11 protein-coding genes and 1 pseudogene are annotated in these 23,298 nt (G+C 63.5%); 3 read left to right on the top strand and 9 right to left on the bottom strand.

What is annotated here, in order from left to right; translation table 11 throughout:
- The 7 genes and pseudogenes from ACFQ95_RS25110 to ACFQ95_RS25080 form a co-directional block, all read right to left on the bottom strand.
- Nucleotides 1–739 (bottom strand): annotated as a pseudogene (locus ACFQ95_RS25110) (peptidase M50); the annotation flags it as partial.
- 12 nt (nt 740–751) lie between these two features.
- A complete protein-coding gene (locus ACFQ95_RS25105) occupies nt 752–2,095 on the bottom strand; it encodes an efflux RND transporter periplasmic adaptor subunit (RefSeq protein ID WP_422835555.1) in 1,344 nt (447 codons plus the stop codon).
- Entirely contained in the window at nt 2,092–2,895 is an 804-nt protein-coding gene (locus tag ACFQ95_RS25100; RefSeq protein WP_422835553.1) for an efflux RND transporter periplasmic adaptor subunit, read from the bottom strand. The genes ACFQ95_RS25105 and ACFQ95_RS25100 overlap by 4 nt, the downstream gene beginning before the upstream one ends.
- Nucleotides 2,895–4,448 (bottom strand): TolC family protein, encoded by a 1,554-nt coding sequence (locus ACFQ95_RS25095; protein ID WP_422835551.1) that lies wholly within the window; start codon nt 4,446–4,448, stop codon nt 2,895–2,897. Before ACFQ95_RS25095 ends, ACFQ95_RS25100 begins: the two co-directional genes overlap by 1 nt.
- Before the next feature lie 20 nt (nt 4,449–4,468).
- Entirely contained in the window at nt 4,469–14,236 is a 9,768-nt protein-coding gene (locus ACFQ95_RS25090; protein WP_422835549.1) for a VCBS domain-containing protein, read from the bottom strand.
- The gene (locus ACFQ95_RS25085) at nt 14,233–16,353 is read right to left on the bottom strand and encodes a DUF4347 domain-containing protein (protein WP_422835547.1); all 2,121 of its coding nucleotides are present in this window, start codon (nt 16,351–16,353) and stop codon (nt 14,233–14,235) included. Before ACFQ95_RS25085 ends, ACFQ95_RS25090 begins: the two co-directional genes overlap by 4 nt.
- A gap of 341 nt (nt 16,354–16,694) precedes the next feature.
- Entirely contained in the window at nt 16,695–17,177 is a 483-nt protein-coding gene (locus ACFQ95_RS25080) for an Lrp/AsnC family transcriptional regulator (protein WP_422835545.1), read from the bottom strand.
- Between the two features lie 119 nt (nt 17,178–17,296).
- On the opposite strand from ACFQ95_RS25080, the gene hppD reads away from it, so the two are divergent.
- The 3 genes from hppD to ACFQ95_RS25065 all read left to right on the top strand — a co-directional run bounded on the left by hppD (nt 17,297) and on the right by ACFQ95_RS25065 (nt 19,638).
- The gene (gene hppD, locus ACFQ95_RS25075) at nt 17,297–18,379 is read left to right on the top strand and encodes a 4-hydroxyphenylpyruvate dioxygenase (RefSeq protein ID WP_422835543.1); all 1,083 of its coding nucleotides are present in this window, start codon (nt 17,297–17,299) and stop codon (nt 18,377–18,379) included.
- Nucleotides 18,380–18,411: 32 nt separating this feature from the next.
- Nucleotides 18,412–19,308 (top strand): phenylalanine 4-monooxygenase, encoded by an 897-nt coding sequence (phhA, locus tag ACFQ95_RS25070; protein WP_422835541.1) that lies wholly within the window; start codon nt 18,412–18,414, stop codon nt 19,306–19,308.
- A gap of 138 nt (nt 19,309–19,446) precedes the next feature.
- Nucleotides 19,447–19,638, top strand: coding sequence for a hypothetical protein (locus ACFQ95_RS25065; RefSeq protein ID WP_422835540.1), 192 nt, complete (start codon nt 19,447–19,449; stop codon nt 19,636–19,638).
- Between the two features lie 53 nt (nt 19,639–19,691).
- Here the strand turns inward: ACFQ95_RS25065 and ACFQ95_RS25060 are convergent, their stop codons facing one another.
- Nucleotides 19,692–21,776 carry a molybdopterin-containing oxidoreductase family protein gene (locus tag ACFQ95_RS25060; RefSeq protein WP_422835539.1) on the bottom strand — a complete coding sequence of 695 codons (2,085 nt, stop codon included), beginning with the start codon at nt 21,774–21,776 and terminating at the stop codon, nt 19,692–19,694.
- A gap of 56 nt (nt 21,777–21,832) precedes the next feature.
- Nucleotides 21,833–22,990: an acetylornithine deacetylase gene (gene argE, locus ACFQ95_RS25055; protein ID WP_422835538.1), complete on the bottom strand. Its 1,158-nt coding sequence runs from the start codon at nt 22,988–22,990 to the stop codon at nt 21,833–21,835.
- Between the last annotated feature and the right edge of the window lie 308 nt (nt 22,991–23,298).

The following is a 23,298-nucleotide window of genomic DNA, read 5'->3' as shown; positions in this document are numbered from 1 at the left end:
CCAGCCGCTGCCGGTGGCTGGAGAGCTTCCAGGTTTCGCCGGTATCGGTGTAGAGCATGGGCCACAACACCACAAACGCCACGCCCATGTGCCCCACCTTCAAGCCCAAGTGGCTGGCCACCAAGGCGTGGCCCAACTCGTGCAGCGTCTTGGCAAACATGATGGCCAACGCGAAGCTGAGCAAACCCTCCACCGAAAACGATTCCACTACGCCGTGGCTGAATTCGTCCCAACGCTGGGCCACCAGCACCATGCCCAGCAGCGTCAAAGCCACAATGAGTCCGCCCATCCAAGGACTGAACAGCCACTTCAGTCGCGGCACAAGGCGCCCCAGCAACTTGTGCGGGAACAGCAGTGGGATGCGGAAAAAAAGATAGTGGTGCAGCCACCAGCGCAGGCTCAGCCAGCTGCGCTGGGTGTCGCCGGTGGCCAGGCGCGCACGCGCTGCGGCGTCGGGCCGCACCAGGTGATGCTGTTCCAGAAAAGCGCGCAGCGCGATCACCTGCTCGACCGAGGGATGCAGCGCCGTGCTCGCTGCCACATCCTGCGCAATCAGCTTTGGGCTCGCGCCCCAGCGCAGCAGGCACTCAAACTCGAACCAGCCGATGCGGAAGAAGCGATTGCTCACCACATCCTGTATCACCCAAGCCGGCGAACCATCCGCGTTATGAGCGGCTTCACTCAGGCGCAGATCTTCGCGCAGCGGCGGAGTGGGCTGATCGGCGAGGGTGGCCGTCATGGCGGGGCGCCTTTAGAGTCCGGACCACGCACGCAGCGCGGACAACGGCCGGCGGAACAGGTAATAACCCAAAGACACCCGCTCGCCGTAGAGTTTGGCCGTGCCGTGCAGGCCCAAGCGGGCGTTTTCTGTGGGGCCTTCTATGGTGGCCAGCAGACGATAGGCCGCAATGCCGTCGTCCGTCACCTTGGCTTGGTAACTGGTTTCCTTGATGCGCCCACTCAAGGGGGACAACGGAAATGCCGACAAGAACAGCTTCACCTCCGCGCCCGGCGCCAGCGTGATGGCGTCACTCACCGCCAGTTGGATACGCATGGCGGGTTGTGCGGGGTCGGCCAGTTGCATGATGCGCTCCCCCGTCACCACAGGTTTGCCAAGCCAGTCGTTCGGGTCGCTGTAGATCGCCACCCCGGCCCGCGGTGCCAGGACCTGGGTGCGCTTCAGTTGCGCTTCTACCGCCGCCAATTCCGCACGGCGTTGCAGCGCGCGGCCTTTGAGCAAGCTCAGCTCACTCATGCTCTGGCTGTGGTCAAAGGCGCGTTGGCTGGTGGTGCCCAGTTCAGCGTCCGCCACCGCCACTTCCTTGGCCAAGACCTCGGCACGGCTGCGCAGCGTGGTGTCGTCCAGGCGAAAAAGCGCCGCGTTGGCCGCCACCACCTCATGGGGCCTAACCTGCAGCGCGGCCACAACACCGTCTATGGGCGCGCTGATGATTTGTGCATCCAGCGACACCACCTCCGCCGGCGCCAATGCGGTCTGGCGGATGGGGATACACAGCAGCGCCGCCACCGCGACGGCCGCCAGCGCCGCATGCCGCCGACCGGGCTGCCAAAAGTGGCTCTTGTGGCGTTTCTGCAGTGCCGCCCAACAGTAAGACCAGGTGGCCCACACACCGGCCAGCGCCTGCTGCAAGCGCTCATCAGGCGGTGCATCCAGCTGGAACACAAGCACCCCCAGCGGCGGCTGATCAGCCTTGGCCAGCGGCACACACCAGACACCGGCGGGCCACCAGTCCCGCCAACCTTCGGCCAGCGCACCCGGCAGTGCCAGCTCGGCCCGGGCCAGCCATATCGGCTCACGTGCGCTGTCGAGATGGGGGCGCAGCCAATGCAGCGTGCTCTGCAGCCAGATCAGGTAGGGCGAGTCCTCGGTCGGTTTGGCCAGCCCCGAAATACACAAGGTGTTCAAGCGTTGGCCGGCGTACGCCGCCACAACGGCCTGGCGAAAGTGCAGCAGCGGATACAGGTCATTGGCCATGACAAACGCCAGGCCGTTGACCGAAGTTTCGGCCAACGCCCGGTCACGCAGCGCCAGCAAGTCGGGCGTTGCCGTCAAGGGCGCAATACGATCGTTCAACGCGAGGGGCTTTCGATGCGTGCGGTGCCGGTCATGCCCGCGCTCAGTTCCGGGTACTTGTCGTTGAGCTTGGCTTCCAGCTCCACGGTTTGCGCCACGGCGTCGACACGTGCGTTGATGGCGCTGATGCGGGCCGGGTAGGACTTGGCGGTCTCATTCACACTCACCTGCAAAGCTTGGCCGACACGCAGCCTGGGTAACAGCGATGAGGGCACGTTCAAGCGCACCTTGAGTGCGCCGTCGCTTATCAAGTCGAACATTGGCGTGCCGGCTGCCAAGGTCTGGAACGGCTTGACGTACACCTTGGCGACAAAGCCTTGAAACGGCGCCTGCACGTCGCAGTAGCTGATCTGTGCGTTGGTCAGTGCCAGCGCACCTTCGGCTTTTTGCACTTCTGTGGCGGCCATGCTGACTTCCAGATCACCCACGGCGTCCAGGTTGCGCAGCGAGCGCTTGGCTTCCAGGCCTTGGCGCGCCATGGCCAACTCGGCATCGTTCACCTTGGCTTTGGCTCGGCCCTCCACGCAGTTGAACTGGGCGAGCATGGCGCCCTTGCGCACCCTCTGGCCCAGGCTCACGTTCAGCGCGTTGATGGTGCCGCTCATCTGGCTGGAGAGCGTGGTTTCCAGGTCGACCGCCAGCAGCACACGAATCGCCGAAGGGTCGGGGTTGCCGGGCGGGGCGTCGGCCACGCCCGTATTGTTGGCAGGCGTTGCCGCCATGGCAGGCACAGTCCAGCACAACAACACCACGGCCAGGCGATTGCTCCAGGCGGAAAGATTCAGGGCGGGGTGCTTCATCAGGGCTTTTTCACTTCAAGCGGTGTGGCGGCATCGGGCACCGACAGCAGGTTGCCCACTTCTTGCACGTTCACGGTGTTGCGGATGGAAACGGCCAGCGTCGCCACGTCTTGGTTTTCGATGGCTTCGGGCATGACGTCCAGGCCAATCGAGTTGTAGAGGCGGCCCCAAGCCGCTTGCGCGCGCGAGTAGGCGGCCTCGCGTTGATAACGGGCGAGCAAGAAGCGGCCTTCAGCGCGGATGACCTCCAGCTCCGAACCAAACGCGGTCGTCTTGGCTGCCACGGCATAGTCCAGCAAGCTGCGGTCGACGCGCAGGCTTTGGTCGGCAAACACCACCTCCTGGCGCGCAAGCTCATAACGCAGCGCACCCACGCGCACCTGGGTCAAAATGGCCATGGACAGGGCGATGCGGCGCATGTCGTCCGTGGCGGCCTGGTTGGCGGCCGTGGCTTCGAGTGCCGGAAGCTGCAACAGCTTCAGCAGGTTCAGCGACACGTTGATACCGGTTTGCGACCAGTTATTGTTGTACAGGTATTGGTTGGAGTCGTACTGCACACCGGCGCTCACACTGATGTTGGGCCAGAGCTGGGCCTTGGCGATGTCCAGGTCTTTTTGGTTCACGCGTTTGCGGTACCACTCTTCGCGAATTTCGGGCCGTCGTTCCAAAGACAAGCGCTCCAACTGCGCCATGTTCGGCGAGATCTTCACCATGTCGACTTCCAGGCCCTCGCTGTCCACCAACTGCATCGGGGTGCCCGGTGGCAGCGACATCAAGGCCGCCAGTTCAGCCTGCGCAAACTCCAGGTCCTGGCGGCGCACGGTGAGCAGGGCAATCGAGTCGAGCAGGGCGCGTTGGTAGGCCAGGATTTGCTGGCGCGGCAGCAGGCCTTTCTTTTCGGCCTCGCGTGCGGCGTCCAGCGCTTTCTGGGTGCGGGCCAACAAGCCGTCCACCTCGGGCAACAGGCGTTGTGCACCCAGCGCCCGCCAGTAGGCATTGCGTACGTCTTGCAAGACGTTTTGCGCCACTTTGCGACGGCGCTCTTCGGCCATCAAAATTTGATCGGCCTTTTGTTGAGTGCGGTAATAGGCCACGCCAAAGTCGAGCACGCTCCAGCTCAGGCCCAGGCCACTGGTGTTGTGGTAGCGCTCTTCAGAAGTTGAGGGGCGTAACGACACCTCACGGTCTTCGATGCCGATCGACGTGCCACCCGAATCGTTGGACCGGCCCGAGCGCCCGGCCGCCGCCACGATGCGCGGCAGCATTTCGTGCGCCGAGACATCGCGCAGATTGGCCGACAGCGCGCTCTCCATCAACTTGAGCCGGTAGTCCAGGTTGTACTTCAGCGCACGCGCCGCCGCTTCATAAAAGCTGATGGGCCCCGTCACGGGCTCTTGCCTGGCGTACATGTCCGTCTGGTCCTTCACCAGCTGTTCATGTTTTTGCACGGGTGTCATGGGCTTGGGCTCCATGGCTTCGTGCATGGCACTGCAGGCTGCCAGGAACTGAACAGCGACTGCAACGGACGCGAGCCGGATGAATCGATTTCGCATTCGATGTTCCCTCTTTGCGCTCATGTGTACTCTTCTTGTTTGGGGGAGGCAGCCTGATCGGCCGCGGGACGCAAGCGCTGGGCCGCTGCGAGTAACTGGGCTGAAAAACCTTGCGCTACCGGGGCTCTCACCGGGGTAGCCGGGACGGGTGTTGGGCGCGCATCGGCTGGCGCGGCCGGTGCTGCATCAGCGGGCGGGTCGTTTTCCGTCATGTCCACTGCTTCAACGGTGAAGGGTGAGGCTTCGCTGAGCAAGCCGTCGGCACTGAGTTCGATGCGCCCATGGCGCCCGCCGACCCAGGCGCTGTCTTCGGCGCTATCTTCCTGGCTCAGCCGAACCTCCTGCATGACAAATTGGCCCGACACAATGCCCAGCCCAGCCCCCAGAGAGCTGCTGCGCAGCTCGCCGTCGCGCGCAAAGTAGGGGCGACTGCCGCCGGAAATACGGCCACTATCTGATGAGACATCGGAGGCCGCCTCCACCACAGGCGAGACGAAAATCGCCGGCTGCAATCCAAGTAGGGCGGATTGGTGCTCACTAAGTGTTCCCAGTAGATCGCGTTGATCCCCAAACACCTCGGCATCCGGGCCTGGCACGGGTGGAATCGGCGGCATGGGCGGCGTGTTGTCGTGCTCGCCTTGGATGATGACCGTGAGCCGCGCCGTGGACTCCAGGCCGTTGGCGTCGCGCATGCGGTAAGTGAAGACTTCGCGCAGCGATTCGTCTGGCTCCAGCATTTCAACGGCGCGGTTGTTCTGGTCGATCTCATACTTGTAGCTGCCATCGGCCAACAGCGTCAGGCGCCCGTAGCGGCCCTGCAGCATCTGGCCGGCGTTGGCAGAAGCGCCGGTTTCGCTGCTGACGACCAATACTGTTTTGCTTTCGCCGTTGGCGATGCTGTCCACGTCGGTGTCGTTGTCGAGCACATTGCCCGTGGGATTGACGCCTGGGGTCTGGTTGACGTCACCGCTGGCCTCCGTGGCGGTGGCGATGTCGTCCACAGCCACGGGCGTGTCGTTGCGGCCATCCACCGTCACCACCAGCGTGGAGCTGTTGACCACGCCCAGGTTGTCGGCAACCGTATAGGTGAATGTGTCCGTCACGGTTTGCCCGGTGACGCGTAGCGCCTGCACCACCGCCAGGGTGTTGTCGATGGTGTATTGCCAGCTGCCGTCGGCCTGCATTTCCAGCGTGCCATAGGTGCCTTGGATCACGCTACCGACACCCACCTGCGGTGTGCCCTGTGCAGGGCCGGCCACCACACCAATGACGGTCATCACGCTGTCGTCATCGTCCACATCGTTAGCCAGCACATTGCCGGTGGGGTTGATGCCGGGGGTGGCGTTGTCCAAGCCGCCAGCCTCTACCGCTGTGGCGCTGTCGGCCACGGGCGCAGGGGCATCGTTGCGCCCGCGGATGACGATGCTCAACTGCGCCAGATGGGTTTGCCCTGCGAGGTCGCGTACCTCGTAGGTGAAGACATCGGCCGTGGTTTGAAATTCACCCAGCGCAATCACGGTGGGGTTGTTCGAGTCCACCACATAGTGGTAGCTGCCGTCGGCGCCCAGCGTGAGTTGTCCATACTGGCCCGTCAACACCAGGCCGTTGGTGCTGTCGGTGCCAGCGGCCACATTGCGCACAATGCCCAGGTCGCCAGGTGCGCCGCCGCGCCCGCCGCTCACACTCAACACATCGCCTTGGTCTACGTCGGTGTCGTTGGTCAAGACGTTGCCGCCGACATCAACGCTGGGGCCGCTGAGGTTTGCGGGGCGGGCGGTCAGGCCAATATCGTTGGTCGGCGCCGGGGTGTCGTCGCGGCCATCAATGGTGACACGCAGCTCGGCGATGGACGATGCACCGAGGTAGTCGGTCACGGTGTAGGTGAACACGTCGGTCACGGTTTCGCCTGTCTGGCGCAAGGCCTGCACGGCGGTTAGTGTGTTGTCGACCACATAGCTGTAGCTGCCATCGGCGTTCAGCGTCAGGTCGCCATACAGGCCGCGCAGTGCCGTCTGCAGCGTGCCTGCTGTGCCACCACCGCCGGCGGAGCCCGTACGGATGGCCGAGACGGCCAAGGCGTCGCCGTCCAGGTCGTTGTCGTTGCTCAGCACATTGCCGGTGGGGTTCACGCCTGGCGTGGTGTTAAGCACGCCACCGGCCTCCACGGCACCGGCAAAGTCCGGGCGTGCGATAGGGATTTCGTTGCGGCCCCGGATCACGATGCTCAACTGGGCTAAATCGGTTTGACCGCCCTGGTCGCTCACCTGGTAAGTGAACACATCGGTCACAAAGCCAAATGCACCCAGCGCCACGATGGTCGGGTTGGTCGAGTCCACAAAATACTGGAAAGTGCCGTCTGCACCGATGAGCAACTGGCCATAGGTGCCCGTGAGCAAGGTCCCATTGGCGTTGTTGGAACCCGCTGCCACGGGGTCGAGCGCGCCGCCTGCGCCCTCCGTGCCGGGACGGATGCCATTGACGGCACGTGGGTCAGCTTGGTCAATGTCGGTGTCATTGGCCAACACGTTGCCGGTGGGGTTGATGCCCGTGCTGGTGTTGCTTTGGGCCACGGCATAGGCAATGTCGTTGGCGGCGACGGGGGTGTCCCACGCGCCCAGGATGGTGATGCGCAGTTCGGCCGCGTCGGTGGCACCCGCCGTGTCGCTCATCCGGTAGGTAAAGGTCTCGGTCAGCGACTGGTTGCCACGCAAGGCCTGCACGGCGGCCAGGTTGTTGTCCACGACATAGGTGTACTGGCCCTGTGCGTCTATGGTCAAGCTGCCGTAGTTGCCCGTCAGCACCGTCGTGCCTGTCACGGCCGTGTAGCTGCCGGCGCCCGCTTCCACACCCAGGCGAATGCCGTTCACGGCTTTGCTGTCTGAGGCATCGACGTCGGTGTCGTTGGTGAGCAGGTTGCCGCTCGGGTCGCTGCCCAGTGTCGCGTTGGCCACGCCGCCGGCTTCCATGGCGGTGGCGACATCGGTGTTGGCCACCGGGTTGTCGTTCTGGCCGCGAATGGTGATGGTCAGCGTGGCCTGGCTGGTGGCACCGACGTTGTCGCGCACCGCATAGGTAAAGACTTCGGTGAGTGTGCTGGCATTTGTGCGCAGGGCCTGCACCGCGGTATTGTTGTTGTCCACCGTGTAGGTATAGCTGCCGTTGGCGTTGAGCACCAGCGAACCATAGGCACCGGCCAGGGCCGAGCCCACCGTGCCGTTGTTGTTGCCGAACTTCACGCCGCCCACACTCAGCACTTCACCGCTGTCCACGTCGGTGTCGTTGCTCAGCACCGAGCCCGTGGGGTTGAGTCCTGCCGTGGCGTTGTTCACGCCGCCTTGCTCTACGGCAGTGGCGGTGTCGTTGGTGGCTACCGGGGTGTCGTTGCTGCCTTGGATGGTGATCACCAGTGCGGCGCGGTCTTGTGCGTTTAAGGTGTCCGCCACGGTGTAGGTGAAGGTGTCGGTCACGCTGTCGCCGGCGCGCAGCGCTTGTACGGCAGCGGAGGCGTTGTCGAGCCGGTAGTTATAGCTGCCATCGGAGTTCAGGGTCACCCAGCCGTAGGTGCCACGCAGTTCAGTGCCCAACACGCCTGCGGTGCCGCTGGCCGCTTCTGCACCGGTGCGCAGTGCGACCACGGTGCGTGTCTCGCCGTATGCATCCACGTCCACATCGTTGGTGAGCACGTTGCCGCTGGGGTTGATGCCCGCTGACGAATTGTTCACACCGCCGGACTCGACGGCGATGACGGCCGGGTCTCCGGCATCGGGGTTGTCTTTGGCCACCGGCGTGTCGTTGGCCCCGCGCACCAGCACAAACAATTGGGCCGAGTCGGTGGCGCCATTGATGTCCAGAATGGTGAAGGTGAAGGCATCGACCAATTGGTCGGACGACTGCCGTAACGCTTCCACCGTGGCATTGCCGTTGTTCACAGCGTAGCTATAGGTGCCGTCGGCGTTGATGGTCAACGTGCCGTACAGGCCGTTGAGCACCGCTTGCCCACCGACGCCGATATTGATGCTTCCGCCGGTGTTTTGAATCACCGATACGCGCAGCGGATCACCATCGGGATCAGTGGTGCGCACCAGCACCGTGCCGGTGGGGTCGATACCCGCCGTGCCGTTGTTGACACCACCGCGTTCCACTGCGATCGCGGCCGCAGGCAAGGCTCGTGGCGGGTCGTTCACGCCGCGTACCGTGATGGTCAGCGTGGCCTGCGCGGTGTTGCCTTCGGTGTCTTTGATCTGGTACGTGAAAACGTCGCTGAGCGACACGCCTGCGGGGAGGGCGATCACGTCGGCGTTGGTGCTGTCCACGTTGTAACGGTACGAACCGTCGGCGCCGATGTACAAGCTGCCGTATTTGCCTAGCAGTGCAGGCGCGTTGGCTGAAGTGGTGCCAGCGGTGATGGTCGTGGCCACACCGCCCAAGGTGGTGGCCTCCACGGTGTCAACCAGCAACTTGGTGTTGGGTTTGTCTATGCCATCCAGGTCGTAGTCGATGCCGTTGCCGCCCGCTTGGTCCGGCGTGCCGGGGCGGCTGGGCAGCGTGATCACGTTGCCTGTGGGGTTGATCTCGTTGATCTCCAACTGGTTGGCGCCGGCCTGGGCGGTGCCCACATCGTTGGTGGCCACAGGTGCATCGTTGCGGCCCTGTATGGTGATCACCAGGTCGGCCGCGTCGTTCAAGCCGCCGGTGTCGGTCACCTGGTAGCTAAAGGTCTCGGTCAGGCTCTGCCCCGCAGACAAGGCCTGCACCGTGGCGTTGCTGTCGTTCACGGTATAGCTGTAGCTGCCGTCGGCCAGTATGGTCAGCGATCCGTAAAGCCCTGCGATGGTGGCGCCACCGGCGCCTGGCGGCACGGGTGTGAGCGGGCCGGAGGTGGCTTCGGGCACGCTGCGTATGCCGGTGACGGTCTTGCTGTCGCCGGCGTCGACGTCGGTGTCATTGGTCAACACGTTGCCGCTGGCTGGTGTGCCTGCCGTACCGTTCATCACGCCACCGGCTTCAATGGCGCTACCGGTGTCGTTTTGCGCCACGGGTGAGTCATTGGCGCCGTGGATGGTGACGGTTAGCGTGGCCGTGGCGTCGGCTGTGGCCTGGGGCAGATCCAGGTCGCTCACCACGTAGGTGAAGGTCTCCACCAGTGTGTCGCCGGACAGGCGCAGCGCCTGCACTGCAGCGTTGGTGTTGTCGACGATGTAGTGGTAGGTGCCGTCGCGGTCGATCTCCAGTGTGCCGTAGCGGCCGACCAGTACCGCCGTCACGTTGGGGGCGACGCTGATGGTCACGTCGTCGGCCGTGCTGCCCGGGTCCTTATTGGCCGTGATGGACACCAGGTGCAGGCTGTCGCCGTTGGTGGCGATGTCGACATCGGTGTCGTTCACAAACAGGTTGCCGCGCGGGTCCAGGCCAATCTGGTCGTTGAAGGTGCCGCCGGCCTCGGTGGCTGCGGCGCTGTCTGCGTTGGCCACCGGGGCGTCGTTGACCGGCGCGATCTGCAGGGCCACGGTGTCGGTGTCGGTCAGTGCGTCGCCGGCCTCACCCGGCAGGCCGTTGCCGTTGGCATCGCCAAAGTTGCCCAGGTCGTCGGTTTTGATGGTCAGCGTGTCGGCACCGTTGTAGTTGGTATTGCCCAGGTAGACCAGGCTGGCCAGCGCGGTGTTGATGTCGGCCACCGTGCCGTTCAGCGTCACCTGCGCCGTGCCGTTGTTGCTCAAGCTCAGGCCACCCGGCACCGTGCCAATCGTCAAGCTGCCGTGCAACACCGTCAGCGTGACCTGCAGCGCACGGCTGGCGGTGTTCGGATCGCGGTCGGCATCCAGATCGCTGACCTGCAGCCCCGAGATCGCCAAGGGCAGGTCTTCGGTGCCGCTTTGTGCGCCGGGCACGATGTTCACGGGTGCGTCGTTCTGCTCCACATAACCTGCGTTGGCCGACACGGTGGCGCCTTCACCCAGCACCACGGAGATGCTGCCCAAGCTGCCGCCATCGCTGTCTATGCGTATGCGCAGCGAACCCACGGGTTGCGGGTAGCTCACGGTGCCGGTGGGCGTGTCGACTTGGTAGACCCCTGAGGGCAGCACCCCAAAGCGGTAAGTGCCGTCTGCCGCCGTGGTGGTGGTGAAGACGGCGTTGTCGGCCGTGGTGGCCAGGTTGCCATCGGCACCGGCCCAGGTCAGCGTGACGGTTTGCCCCGCCAGCCCTACACCATCGGGCGTGCTGCTGCCGTCGGCCGAGGCGGTGTCGTTCCACAGGGTGCCGCTGATCATCCCCAGGCCTGCGCCGTCGGACAGTATGTAGTCGTTCACACCGCCGGTGCCGGTGCGTTCACCACTGGCCGAGCCATCGGCGCCGACCGGCGACCCGCCCCAGCCGACAAAGTCCTCGGGCAGGCTGCTCCAGGTCAATACCGCATTCGGGCTGGTGATGGCCGTGGTGTTGGGCACGGTGACGGTGTAGACCACCTTGACCGCCGTGCCGGGGTCGATCTGGTCGAAGTCGAGACTGATGCCGCCGGAGGTGCTCAGCGTCACGCCTGCGGGCAGATTGCCGGCGTTGTAGGTGGTGCCGGCTATCGTCAGGCTCTGCAGCACGTAGTTGCTGCCGCCGGCAAAACCATCGGTCAGGTGGGTGTCGTAGGCGGGCACCAGGCCGTTGCCGGTAAAGCTGATCTCCACCGTGGCGCTGCCGGTGGTGCCGGCCGGGTTGGGGTTGAACTGGGTGACGGTTTTGCTGGGCGCGCTGAAAGACGGCTCGACCACTTCTTCGTACACGGTCTTGCTCTGGCCGATGAAGGTGGCACCCGCGTCCACATAGTCGCGCGCGGTGACGCCGAGTTTGCTGCCGGCCTGCACGGAGGCGATGTTGCTCACCACCACGTTGAACTCGATCACCAGGCCTTCGAGGTTGCCGTCGTTCAACGCGTTGTTGGTCATGGTGCCCAGGTCGAACGTGATGGTGCGGCCGTCCGCCGAAACGGTGATGCGTGCACTGCTCAACAAGCCGGTGGCGGGGGAACTCAGGTCGGTGGCAATCGGCCCGGCCTGCAGCACGTTCTGGTCACCGTTGATGGCCAGGGTGCCGCTGGTGATCAGGCTGGCGCCGTAGCTGCTGGTGAGCTCGCCGTTGTCGGAGATCAGGCCGATCAGCACCAGGTCCTGCGCCGTGGGGATGAAGTTCAGGCCTTCCTGTAGCGTGATCTGTATCTGGTACGACGGACGCACACCCTCGGGCAGGGCCGAGACCACGCGGTAACGCACGATTTCACCCACGGTGACACGTTCTGTGTCGCCATTGGTGGGGTTGGCTGGCGCCGTGTCGTCCAGGCCGCCCACACGCGAGATGCCAATGCCGCGCAGCGTGGGAATCACCAAGGTGGACTGGTCGCGGTAGTCGTTGAGCACACCGCTGTTGAGCAGGCCGTCCACGCCGGTGCGTTCACCTGCTGGGTCGGCCGTGCCGCCGGCGCTGCCGTCCAGGCTGGTCCATTGCACCGTGGCGGTGTTGCTGAAACTGGAGCTGTTGCCCACGCTGGCGTTGGCAATGCCTTGTACGGTGAGCACGATGGTGCCGCCGGCGGCAATGTCGATGTTGGCGCCGCTGGCGCTGCGCAGTTGCCCGCCGACGATTTCAAACACCGTGCCGGTATTGTGTGTGGCATTGGTGTAGACCACGCCCAGCAGCACCACGCCATCCAGCTCCGTCGGCAGAACGTCGGCCAGGGTGATGTCGAATGCGTTGTAGGCGCTGCTGTTCTTCAGCGTGATATTGAACGTGAGCAGTGCGCCTTCGTCAAAACCGAAGCCATTGGTCGGCGTGAGCAAGGCTTGCGAAATGGTGATGGTGGGTTCGGCCACTACCACGGTCGGGGCGCCGCCGGTCAGGTCGACCAGGCGGTCGGTGGGGCTGGCTCCGTTGGCGGTGTCGGTGTCCGGGTCGGAAAAACGCAGCTGCGCGGTGTTCTGCAGCACCTTGTCGGACTGGTTGCTGCTGACGTTGTCCACCACTAGGCGCAAGCGGATGACGAACTGGTTGTTGTTGGTGAGGTTGTCGGCCGTGGCGCCCGCGGCGCTGAAGGCCAGGCGCACATCGCCGCCGTCATCACCCAGTGTGCCGCTGATGGCGGTCCACGCCGTGGCGCTGACCGCGCCATTGAAGTCGGCGCTGAGTGCTGCACTGCCGGCGGTGGTGGTGATGATTTGATAACCGAGGCCCCCAAACGCCGAGGTGTCCAGGCGCATGCCCGCGGGAATCAGATCGTCGATGCGCAGCGTCTGGGTCACCCCCTCGGGCAGCGTGACCACGATGTCGTAAAGCATGGACTCGCCCACCACCAGCACGTTTCCAGTGGTGTGTGTGGCGCTGGAGTCGCTGTTGTCCAGGCTGCCACCGGCGTAGGTCTTGCGGATTTCCGGCGCGGCGATTTGCTGGTCAGCCAGGTCGCTCAGGTCCACGGTGCTGAAGTCGGCGCCGTTGTTCACACTGGCGTAGTTGCTCAGCGTGGCGCTGGATTGCAAGGTGCGCGCGGCGTCGATGTTGGCGGCGACCAGCGTGTCATAGGTGATCACAACCAGGTTCGCGCCACTGGTGTCGGCGGCTGTGCCGGCGCGGCCGGCCAGCAGGCTGGCGGCACCGTTGGCGTCGAGGAAGGTGATGGTGTTGCCCGACACGCTGTAGTCCTGGCCCGCCAGCAACTGAGTGCCGTCACCTCGGTAGACCTTCAAGTTGGCGCTGCCCAGGGCACCGCCCACGAAGCTGATGCCCGTGGGCAACGTGATGCTGGTGACCACGTCGAACGCGCCGCCGCCGCCGGTGTTTTCAATCGCCGTGGCCATGCGCACGATGTCGCCCGCGTCTATGCCGCTCACCTTGCCGTCAATGGCGCTGAGCTCGGTGATGCTGCCGCTGAAGGGCGCGCCGCCGCTGCCGGCACTGGCCCAACTGCCGGTGGTGCCGGTCACACTGCCGTTGCTGGCCGAAACCACGCCGTGCGTCATGTTCAGCACGGGCTCGGCAATCGAGGTGATGGCCACGGCATCGGACGAGATCAGCAGGTTGTGCGCAATCGACGTGGTCTGCGACGACTGCGCCAGCACGGTCAATGCACGCTGGTCGGCAAACGGCGTGTCGGCCACACGCAGCGTGAAGCGCAGTTCGACCCGCGAGCCGGTGGTGCTGTTGATGACATGGTTGCCGAAGTCGAACACCACCGAGTTGCCAGCGCCGCTGCTGATGCTGGGCAGCCCGCCGGTGTTGGTGTTGCCGGGGCCTATGAGCCATTGGCCTGCGGCCGAGCCGGTGCTCCAGCTCACGCCTGACAGATCAAACAACGGCAGCGGCAGGTAGGCGGTCAACACGAAGTTTTCGTAGTCGCCGGTGCTCAGGTCATAGCTGAGCTGGAAGGTCACCAGGTCGCCCGGGCGCAACTCGCCATTTGAAGGGACGGCGCCGCCGTTGACATTGACCAGTGACACATCGACGTTGCTGCTGGGCACGCGGCTGACGGTGCTGTCGCCGTCGGATTGGTCAAACCCCGTGAGGTTGTATTTGCTCTCCAGCAAGGTGCCGGTGACCACGGCGTTGTTGCCCAGTTCGTCGCCTTCGTTGATCTCGCTTTGTGGATTGCCCGTGGGCGGGGTGTAGCTTTGCCCGACCTGCGCGGTGTAGCTGATCACGGCCATGGTGGCACTGGTGCGGGTGCTGTCGGCCGCCAGGTCGCCCACCAGCGTGGCCATAGACAGACCGGCGTTGCGCAGGGAGGCGGCGATGTCAAAGCTTAAGGTGGTCACCCCGTTCCGTTGACGGTGCTGGTGCTGGTGACCAGCGCCACAGTGCGCTGCACCCCTTCCATGCTGAAGCTGAGCGTGGGTGTGCCGCTGAACACCTGGCCATCGCCCAGTGTGTCGACCACCACCAGTTGGCCGCGGTGGAAGAAGTCCTCACCGTAGGCAAAGTAGTCGGACACCGCAATGCTGATGTTGTAGGCCAGCGTGTCGCCGGGGGTGATGCCGGTCTGCCCGAGATCGGTGACGATGGTCACCTCTTTTTGCAGCGTGATCGACTTGGCGACAAAACTGGTCGGGTCGCCAATGGCCGAGATGTCTATGGTGGTGGCCGGTGCGGTGATGTCGCGGCCGTCGTACGGCACCCACTGCGCCACCACCCGGGGCGCGGCGATGTTGATGGTGACGCTGTCGCCGGTCCTCGGGTCTATGGTGGGTGTGCCGTCGCGCTGGGTCTGGGGCACGTAGAACTCTACGGTTGTGCTGTTGGCCGCGCTCAAGCTGCTATAGGCCACCGTGAAGCTGGCGATGAAGACATCGTCACGCGAGATGGCTTGCGCAATGAGTGCGGGTGAGGTGAGCACCAAACCGCTCTGCAAAGTGACCGAGGTCAAGGTACCGCCGGCGCCGGGGGTGATGGCGGTCACCTGGATTTCGTGCGGCAGATCCTGGGTGACGACCACGTTGCTCAGGGTTTGGCCGGGCGCCGGCGTCACCGTCACGTCAAAGCTGCGGCCGTAGTTCGGGCCGGTGGCGGTTTCGCCGTCCGGCATGTTGATGGTCTGGTCGAGCAGCGCCACCGTGGGGTGCACCGTGTAGCTGCTGAGATTGCCGACCAGGGACGGGTCGGTCGCCGGGTCGACCAGCGCATCATTGCCCAACTGAAAGCCACCCCGGGCGACGATGTTCAGGTCGGGTGAACCATTGGAGTAGGACGTGTCCGCCAGATTGCTGAGGCTGGCGGTCACCACGATGGGAATGGCCGGCTGGCCGTTGGACACACTCGAATAAGGCACCTGGATGACGACCAACTGGTCGCCCGCGCGCATGCCAAAGCTGGCGGCCTGCAGCACCAATGGGTTGCCACTGGCATCCACGGCCAAGGGGTGTGTGGCGTTGCCGTTGGCGTCAAAGGTCAGCACATAGGTCTTTAATGTGTTGCCCAGATAAGTGGCCGAGACGAAGCTCACACCATCGTTGCCGTCCTTGCCCGTCGCGGACAACGCCAGGTCAATATAGGGTGCATAACCTTCCTGGCTGACGTTGTTGGCAAAGTTCAAGGTGAACGTGAACTGGTCACCCAACAACGCATCGGTGCCGGCGCTGCCAAAGCTCACGACCGCGTCGGCATTGGCCAGCAGGCCGGTGAACGCACTGCGGGCTTCGGCGCTGAGCACGATGTTTTTATCGATCACGCCGTGTTGTGTTTCCAATACCCAGTCGCCGCCGGCGCTGCTGGAGCCGGTGTTGTTGCTGGATGCCGCCACGTCGGCACCCGTGAACCTGGCCAGGTTGTCGACCAGCGTGCGCCCTGCAAGGCCGGCACCGACGTTGCAGCCATACAGCTGGATGTCGGCGTCTGTCGTGAGCGCGGCGCCCCAGGTGGCCAGGGTGGCCGCCAGCGACTGGATGTTGTCGCTGGAAATGGTGCTGTTGCCCAGCCTCAATTGGCCGGCTGCGCCATGGCTGAAGATCTGTATCGAGTCCACCTGGCCCAGGGTTTGCAGCGCCTGGGTGATGGCAGTCAAGCCGTTTTCCTGCGTGTTGACGAGCACCAGCCTGGTGTTGGCGTCGAGCCCGCTTTGAAGTACGTCCAGCCCTTCGATACGGCTGTCCACCACCATCAGGTGGTGGGGCGCAGCCGGCTCGGCAGCCGACGGGGTGATGGCGCGGCTGGCCTCCAGTGTGGGCCGTGCGATGGCTTCGGTCGGCGCTGTTGCGGGCGCGGGCTGGGGTGTGTCGTTGGCGCTGTGGGGCGCGGTATTGGCGGCGCTGTCGGTGTTGTGCTGCTGGTCCACCGCCGAGGCGGCCGCACCATCAAACAAGATGCGCGGCTCCAGCGCCAGAAAAGAACTACTGGGCAGCAGGTGGGCACCCGCCGCCAAACGGGAAGTTGGCATCATCGTCGTCTTCACCTTCGCCTAAGACCGACGGTGCCACGCACGACACCCATCAGTGCCGCTCTGCGGCAGGTCTGCGCGCAGAGCGGTTTTAAACAGAAGGGGGATGCCGCGGCCGCGGCCATATGGCCAGCGTCGTGCGCTCCCCATGGGAAAACCAGCAATCCGGTTGAGAGTTTGGTTTTGTAAACCAATGTCTCGGTGTGTAAAGTCAGTATGCCATGAGGTGTTGGGTCAACACCAGCCAGATTCGACAGGTCTGTGTTTCACGCCCTACACAAATTCAGCGCTGTTTTGTAACGATAAGTGAGCGATTGGCGCGTGCCAGAGCAGCCTATGCCCGCTCAGATCGGCAGCGCCGTGGTGGCCTTGACGTGGTCCAGCACAAAGCTGGTTTTGCAGTCTTGCACGCTGGGATGCTTGAGCAGGGTGTTCATCACAAAACGCGAGTAGTGCGCCATGTCCGCCACCACCACGCGCAGCAGGTAATCCATCTCGCCCGTCAACGAAGCGCATTCGATGACTTCCGGCCAGCCTTGCACCGAGGCGCGGAACACATCCATGGGGTTGCGCTTGTGGCTCTCGGTGTGTTTTTCCAGCCGCACATTGATATAGGCCGTGAGCGGCAGGCCTACGCGCTCGGCGTGCAGCAGCGTCACGTAACCAGCGATCACGCCCGCGTCTTCCAGGCGTTTGACGCGGCGTAGCGTGGCCGAGGCCGAGAGGCTAACCTGAGCGGCGAGTTCGTCGTAGGTGGCCCTGGCATTGGTTTGTAGCGCGCGAAGTACGCGCAAATCAATAGCATCAAGTTCAATTTTTGCGTCCATGGTTTTGATTTTGCAGGATTCCGGCGTCGGATGGCAAAACGCGGTCCAAGCTTGCAGGAATATTGCGTGCCCCTTGCCTACCATTGCTTCTATTGACGACCCCACACAAGGAGACTGCGATGGCTGATTTGTTTGAGAACCCCATGGGCCTGATGGGTTTTGAATTTGTCGAGTTCGCCTCGCCAACGTCCGGCGTGCTGGAGCCGGTATTCGAGAAGATGGGTTTTGAGCTGGTGGCCAAACACCGCTCCAAAGATGTGGTGTTGTACCGCCAGGGCAAGATCAACTTCATCATCAACCGCGAGCCCAAGAGTGAAGCCGGCTACTTTGCGGCAGAACATGGGCCTTCGGCCTGCGGCCTGGCCTTTCGCGTGAAGGATTCACACAAGGCCTACCAGCGCGCGCTGGAACTGGGCGCGCAGCCGATTGAGATCGGCACCGGGCCCATGGAGTTGCGCCTGCCCGCCATCAAGGGCATAGGCGGTGCGCCGCTGTACCTGATCGACCGTTTTGAAGACGGCAAGTCCATCTACGACATCGATTTCGAGTGGCTTGAAGGTGTGGACCGCAACCCTGTGGGCCATGGCCTGAAGGAAGTCGACCACCTGACGCACAACGTCTACCGCGGCCGCATGGGCTTCTGGGCCAACTTCTACGAGAAGCTGTTCAATTTCCGCGAGATCCGCTACTTCGACATCAAGGGCGAATACACCGGCCTGACCTCCAAGGCCATGACCGCGCCTGACGGCAAGATCCGCATCCCGTTGAACGAAGAATCCAAGCAGGGCGGCGGCCAGATCGAAGAGTTTCTGATGCAATTCAACGGCGAGGGCATACAGCACATCGCCTTGATCTGCGACGACCTGCCCGACGTGGTGGACAAGCTGGGCATGGCCGGTGTTTCGCTGGCCACGGCACCCAACGATATCTACTACGAGATGCTCAACACGCGCCTGCCGGGCCACGGCGAGAACGTGCCCGACCTGCAAGCACGCGGCATCCTGCTGGATGGCACGACCGAAGACGGCACGCCGCGCCTGCTGCTGCAGATTTTCTCCACCCCCATGCTGGGCCCGGTGTTCTTCGAGTTCATTCAGCGCAAGGGCGACTACAGCCAGGGCTTTGGCGAAGGCAACTTCAAGGCGCTGTTTGAATCGTTGGAACGCGATCAGATCCGGCGCGGGGTGTTGCAAACCGCGTAAAAGAAGTAGAGGCGGGGAGAAGGAGACACATCATGCAAGCAGCACAAAAACATGGCCTCGCCGCAGGCGAGAGCGCCGCACCACAACGCCCCGACTGGACCATAGACCAGGGCTGGGCCAACTACACCCCGGCCGAACACGCAGTGTGGAAAACCTTGTTTGAACGCCAGAGCAGCTTGCTGCCCGGCCGCGCGTGTGACGCCTTTGTGCAAGGCATGCACGACCTGCCCATTGGTGCCGAGCAAATCCCCAACTTCGAAGAGTTGAGCGAGGTGCTGCACCAACGCACCGGCTGGCAGGTGGTGGCCGTGCCCGGCCTGGTGCCCGACGAAGTGTTTTTTGAACACCTGGCGAACCGCCGTTTCCCCTCGGGCAACTTCATCCGCAAGCCGCATGAGCTTGATTACCTCGAAGAACCCGATGTGTTCCACGACGTGTTTGGCCACGTACCCATGTTGATGAACCCGGCCATTGCCGACTACATTCAGGCCTATGGGCAGGGCGGTTTGCGCGCCAAGAGTCTGGGCGTGCTCGACAAGCTGGCGCGGGTCTACTGGTACACGGTGGAGTTTGGTTTGGTGCAGCAGGCCGACGGTTTGCGCATCTACGGCGCGGGCATTGCGTCGTCGTACACCGAAAGTGTTTTTGCCTTGGATGACGCCTCGCCCAACCGTATTGGCTTCGACCTGGAGCGCGTGATGCGCACGCTCTACCGCATCGACGACTTTCAGGAAAGCTACTTCGTCATCGACAACCTGGAGCGGCTGCTGGAGCTGGCGCACATTGACTTTGCACCGCTTTATGACCGTGTGCGTTCGGCATCTGATTTTGAGCCCGGCACGGTGTTGCCAAGCGACAAAATCTACAGCAGCGGAAGTGGTACATACCACCGTGCGAAGCGTCTCAACGCAGCGCCGGTGGCGGCATAAGCCGCTGCTTGGGATCGCCCAAAACGGGGCTGGTCAACGGCTAAGCCGCGTGTTTGTGTCGCGGGCATTCCTTAGCGGTTTTACCGGCTTTTGCCGATGCTGCGACAATACCGGCCCCAACTACAAAAATATTTGTGTATGACCAAAAAGGCTAGTGCTGCCGCTGCAGCTGCAATCGAAGAAATTGAAACCCCGCGTACCACGCCATTGGTGATTCCTGAAACCAAGTTCAAAACCATCTGGCAAGTCGTCAAACCATCCGAGTCCAGCGTGAACACCATCACGCCAAAGTCAAAAGGCCGTGGCAGCAAGAAGGCTCTTCTCGCCTGAGCTTTTGCCCGATCCTGTAACCTTTGGCTCCCGCAGCCTTGCGGGCTTCTGCCTCAGGTTGCTTCCTTGCTCACCTGCACCAAACAGTCGTAGAAAGTCGGCGCCCGGCCCATGTCGGTCAGGCGCTGGCTGGTGAGTTCGTTCACGTTGGTGCCGTCCAGGCCCAGCTTTCGCCACCAGATTCCCATGCCATGCACCACCCCCGCGCGTGCGCGTGGCGTCACCTTGGCTTTGCAGCGGTAGCTGCCGCGCCCGTTGAATACCCGTACCGTGTCGCCCGTGGTGATGCCGCGTGCGCTGGCGTCGGCTTCACAAATTTCCAGCAGCGGCTCGCCTTCGATGTCGCGCAGGCTCTTGACGTTGACAAAGGTCGAATTCAGGAAGTTGCGTGCGGGCGGTGAAATCATCGCCAGCGGATAGTCGGCCGAGGAACCCAGGCTCTCGTGGTTGGCCACGTAGTCCGGCAAACCATCCTGGCCCAGTGCCGCCAGCCGTTGGCTGAAGAATTCACACTTGCCCGACGGTGTGGGAAAGTCGCCTTGGGCAAACGGTGCATCCGGCAAAGCAAGGGTGGCAAAACCGTCGCTGCGCAACTGCGCGAAGTCGACCTTGCTGCCATAGGCGGTGCGGCAGAGTGTTTCGTCGCTGTCCTGGAAACAGGCATCGGTGAAACCCATGCGTGCGGCCAGTTGGCGAAAAATCTCGGTGTTGGAGAGCGCCTGGCCCACGGGCGCCACGGCGGGCTGGTTCAGCAATGCGTCGGTGTGGCCGTAGGCGCTGTGCACGTCCCAATGTTCGAGCTGGGTGGTGGCGGGTAACACGTAGTCGGCATAGTCGGCCGTGTCGGTGTGAAAGTGCTCCAGCACCACGGTGAATACATCTTCACGTGCAAAACCCTGCACCACCTTGGCCGACTCGGGCGCCACCGCCACCGGGTTGCTGTTGTAGACCACCACCGCTTCAATCGCCGGCGCCTGCGCGGTGGCTGGGGCCAGCAGCGCATCACCGATGGTGCTCATGTTGATGCTGCGCGGCGTGCGCCCGGCCAGCAGGTCGGGGCGCTGCAGTGCCACACGGTCCACCGGGAACTGCCCCGAACTGCTGAGCAAGACCCCGCCTGCACGCTGGCGCCAGGCGCCGATCAAGGCCGGCAGGCTGACCACGGCACGTGTGGCATTGCCACCGCCGTGTGTGCGCTGCATGCCGTAGTTCAGGCGAATCGCGGCCGGTTGGCCGTCGACAAAACACTGGCCGTAGTCGCGCGCCAGGGTGCGAATTTGCTCGGCTGGAATGCCGCAGACCTCGGCCGCGCGTTCCGGTGTCCAGGTCAGCGCGCGCGCGCGCAACGCGTCCCAGCCGAGGGTGTAGTTGGCCAGGTAGTCGTGGTCCAGCCAGTCATTCACGACGAGTTCATGCATCATCGCCAGTGCAAGCGCCGCATCGGTGCCGGGGCGCAGGGCAATGTGTTCGTGGCACTTCTCGGCCGTCTCGGTGCGGCGCGGGTCAATACACACCAGGCGGGCACCGGCGCGTTTGGCCTGCTGGGCATAGCGCCAAAAATGCAGGTTGCTGCCAATCGAGTTGCTGCCCCAGATGAGGATGAGCCTGGCTTCGGCAAAATGTTCGACCTTCATGCCGACCTTGCCACCCAGCGTTTGGTTCAGCCCCTCGCCGCCGGCAGACGCGCAGATGGTGCGCTCCAGCAGCGACGCGCCCAGCTGGTGGAAGAATCGCCGGTCCATGCTCTCGCCCTGCACCAGGCCCATGGTGCCCGCGTAGCTGTAGGGCAGGATGGCTTGTGGGTCACGCGCCGCAATCTCTTTGAGGCGTGTGGCGATGTCGCTCAGCGCCGCATCCCAGCTCACCGGCGCAAACTGGCCGCTACCTTTAGGGCCTACGCGCTTGAGCGGCGTGAGGATGCGGTCTGCGTGGTAGGTGCGCTCGGTGTAGCGCGACACCTTGGCGCACAACACGCCGTCGGTGTGTTTGTGCGCCGGGTTGCCCTGCACCTTGATGGCGATGCCGCCCACCACGGTGGTGATCAGCGAGCAGGTGTCGGGGCAGTCGTGCGGGCAAGCGCCGCGTACGGTGGTTGTGGCGGGCAGGGTCGCGGCAGGGGATTCAAGCGTGGCGGTCATCGTGGTCACTCTGGCGGCGTCAACGTGCACCGCTCTTTACTTCTTAACTTCTGAACTTACTCAATCGTCTTGGTCTCCGCCAAGCCTTGCATGAAGGCTTCGCAGCGGCCCAGTTGTTCCAGCGTCACAAACTCATCGGGTTGGTGCGCTTGTTGAATGCTGCCCGGGCCACACACCACGGTGGGAATACCGGCGGTCTTGAACAGGCCGGCTTCGGTGCCAAAGGCCACCAGCGTGGTGCCAGACTCGCCGCTCAGGCGCTGCGCCAGGCGTGTCACGCTGTCTTCGCGGCTGCCCAGAAAACCGGGTACTTCACAAATCGTCTCGAAGCGGAAACCGGCTTGCGGCGCCACCTTCTGCATGCGCGGCTCCAGCGACTCGGCGTAGGCGCGCACCTGGGCCTGCATGGCCAGCGCATCGGCATTGGGCAGGTTGCGGAACTCGTAGCGGAACTCGGCGTCCACCGGCACCACGTTGTCGGCAATGCCGCCATGGAATTGGCCCACGCTGCTGGTGGAAAACGGTACGTCAAAACCCTCAAAACGCGGCTCGTTGCGCTCGAAGTCTTCGGCCATGTCGCGCACCTTGCCGACCACGCGGGCGGCCATTTCAATCGCGTTGACCGACATTGGTGTAAGCGACGAATGCGCCTCTTTGCCACGCACGCAGCATTTGTAGCGGTACACCCCTTTATGGGCAATGGCGGGCACCATATTGGTGGGTTCACCCACGATGCAGGCCAGTGGCTTGATGCCGGCGTCGCGCATGTCGGCTATCAGTTCCTTGACACCAATGCAGCCCACTTCCTCGTCGAAACTGAGTGCCAGGTGTACCGCGAACGGTGCGGGCGACTTCAAGAACTGCTCGGCATGGGCCAGCGCGATGGCGATGAAACTCTTCATGTCGGCACTGCCCCGGCCGAAGAGTTTGCCGTCGCGTACGGTGGCGCTCAGCGGGTCCATGCTCCAGTCCTGGCCGTCCCATGGCACGGTATCGGTGTGGCCCGAGAGGATGATGCCGGCCGGCTTGCCTTCGCCTATGGTGGCAAACAGGTTGGCCTTGGTTTTGTCGGCGTTGAAGGTCAACCGGCTCGCCACGCCCAGCTTGGCCAGGGTGTCGCGCACAAAGTGGATCAACTCCAGGTTGGAGTTGTGGCTGACGGTTTGCATGTGGACCAGGGTCTGGGCCAGTTCTAGGGCGTAGGGAGAGATCATTTCGATATTGTGCGGTAGAACGTGTTGACGGTTTCCTGGGGGCCGCGCAAATGGCGGTTCGGGATGAGATGCGAGACGCAAAGACTAAGCCAAGGCTTCTGCCTTGGCTGGCTTTGCTTTGAGGCAGCTCGCACTAAAGGCCATTTGCCCTCCGGGTTGAGGTGAAATCGGGCGATTTGCCCGCCATAGCCCTTGCATGGGCAGAGAGCCCATGCTGCGGTCTCTGGCAGCCAACTCATCCCGATTGCACCTCAACGCGGCACCCAGGAAACCGTCAGCACGTTCTGCGTGGCCGGGAATTTGCTTCA

Origin of the sequence: Variovorax sp. HJSM1_2, assembly GCF_049316285.1 — a bacterium.
Taxonomy (GTDB): domain Bacteria; phylum Pseudomonadota; class Gammaproteobacteria; order Burkholderiales; family Burkholderiaceae_C; genus Rhodoferax_B.
This window is presented reverse-complemented; position numbering and strand designations above follow the sequence as displayed.

What these genes read in the sequence shown, in the direction of transcription:
- ACFQ95_RS25100 (WP_422835553.1), bottom strand. Translation starts at nt 2,895, where the DNA reads ATGAAGCACCCCGCCCTGAATCTTTCCGCCTGGAGCAATCGCCTGGCC.
- ACFQ95_RS25095 (WP_422835551.1), bottom strand. Translation starts at nt 4,448, where the DNA reads ATGCGAAATCGATTCATCCGGCTCGCGTCCGTTGCAGTCGCTGTTCAG.
- ACFQ95_RS25085 (WP_422835547.1), bottom strand. Translation starts at nt 16,353, where the DNA reads ATGATGCCAACTTCCCGTTTGGCGGCGGGTGCCCACCTGCTGCCCAGT.
- ACFQ95_RS25080 (WP_422835545.1), bottom strand. Translation starts at nt 17,177, where the DNA reads ATGGACGCAAAAATTGAACTTGATGCTATTGATTTGCGCGTACTTCGC.
- hppD (WP_422835543.1), top strand. Translation starts at nt 17,297, where the DNA reads ATGGCTGATTTGTTTGAGAACCCCATGGGCCTGATGGGTTTTGAATTT.
- phhA (WP_422835541.1), top strand. Translation starts at nt 18,412, where the DNA reads ATGCAAGCAGCACAAAAACATGGCCTCGCCGCAGGCGAGAGCGCCGCA.
- ACFQ95_RS25065 (WP_422835540.1), top strand. Translation starts at nt 19,447, where the DNA reads ATGACCAAAAAGGCTAGTGCTGCCGCTGCAGCTGCAATCGAAGAAATT.
- ACFQ95_RS25060 (WP_422835539.1), bottom strand. Translation starts at nt 21,776, where the DNA reads ATGACCGCCACGCTTGAATCCCCTGCCGCGACCCTGCCCGCCACAACC.
- argE (WP_422835538.1), bottom strand. Translation starts at nt 22,990, where the DNA reads ATGATCTCTCCCTACGCCCTAGAACTGGCCCAGACCCTGGTCCACATG.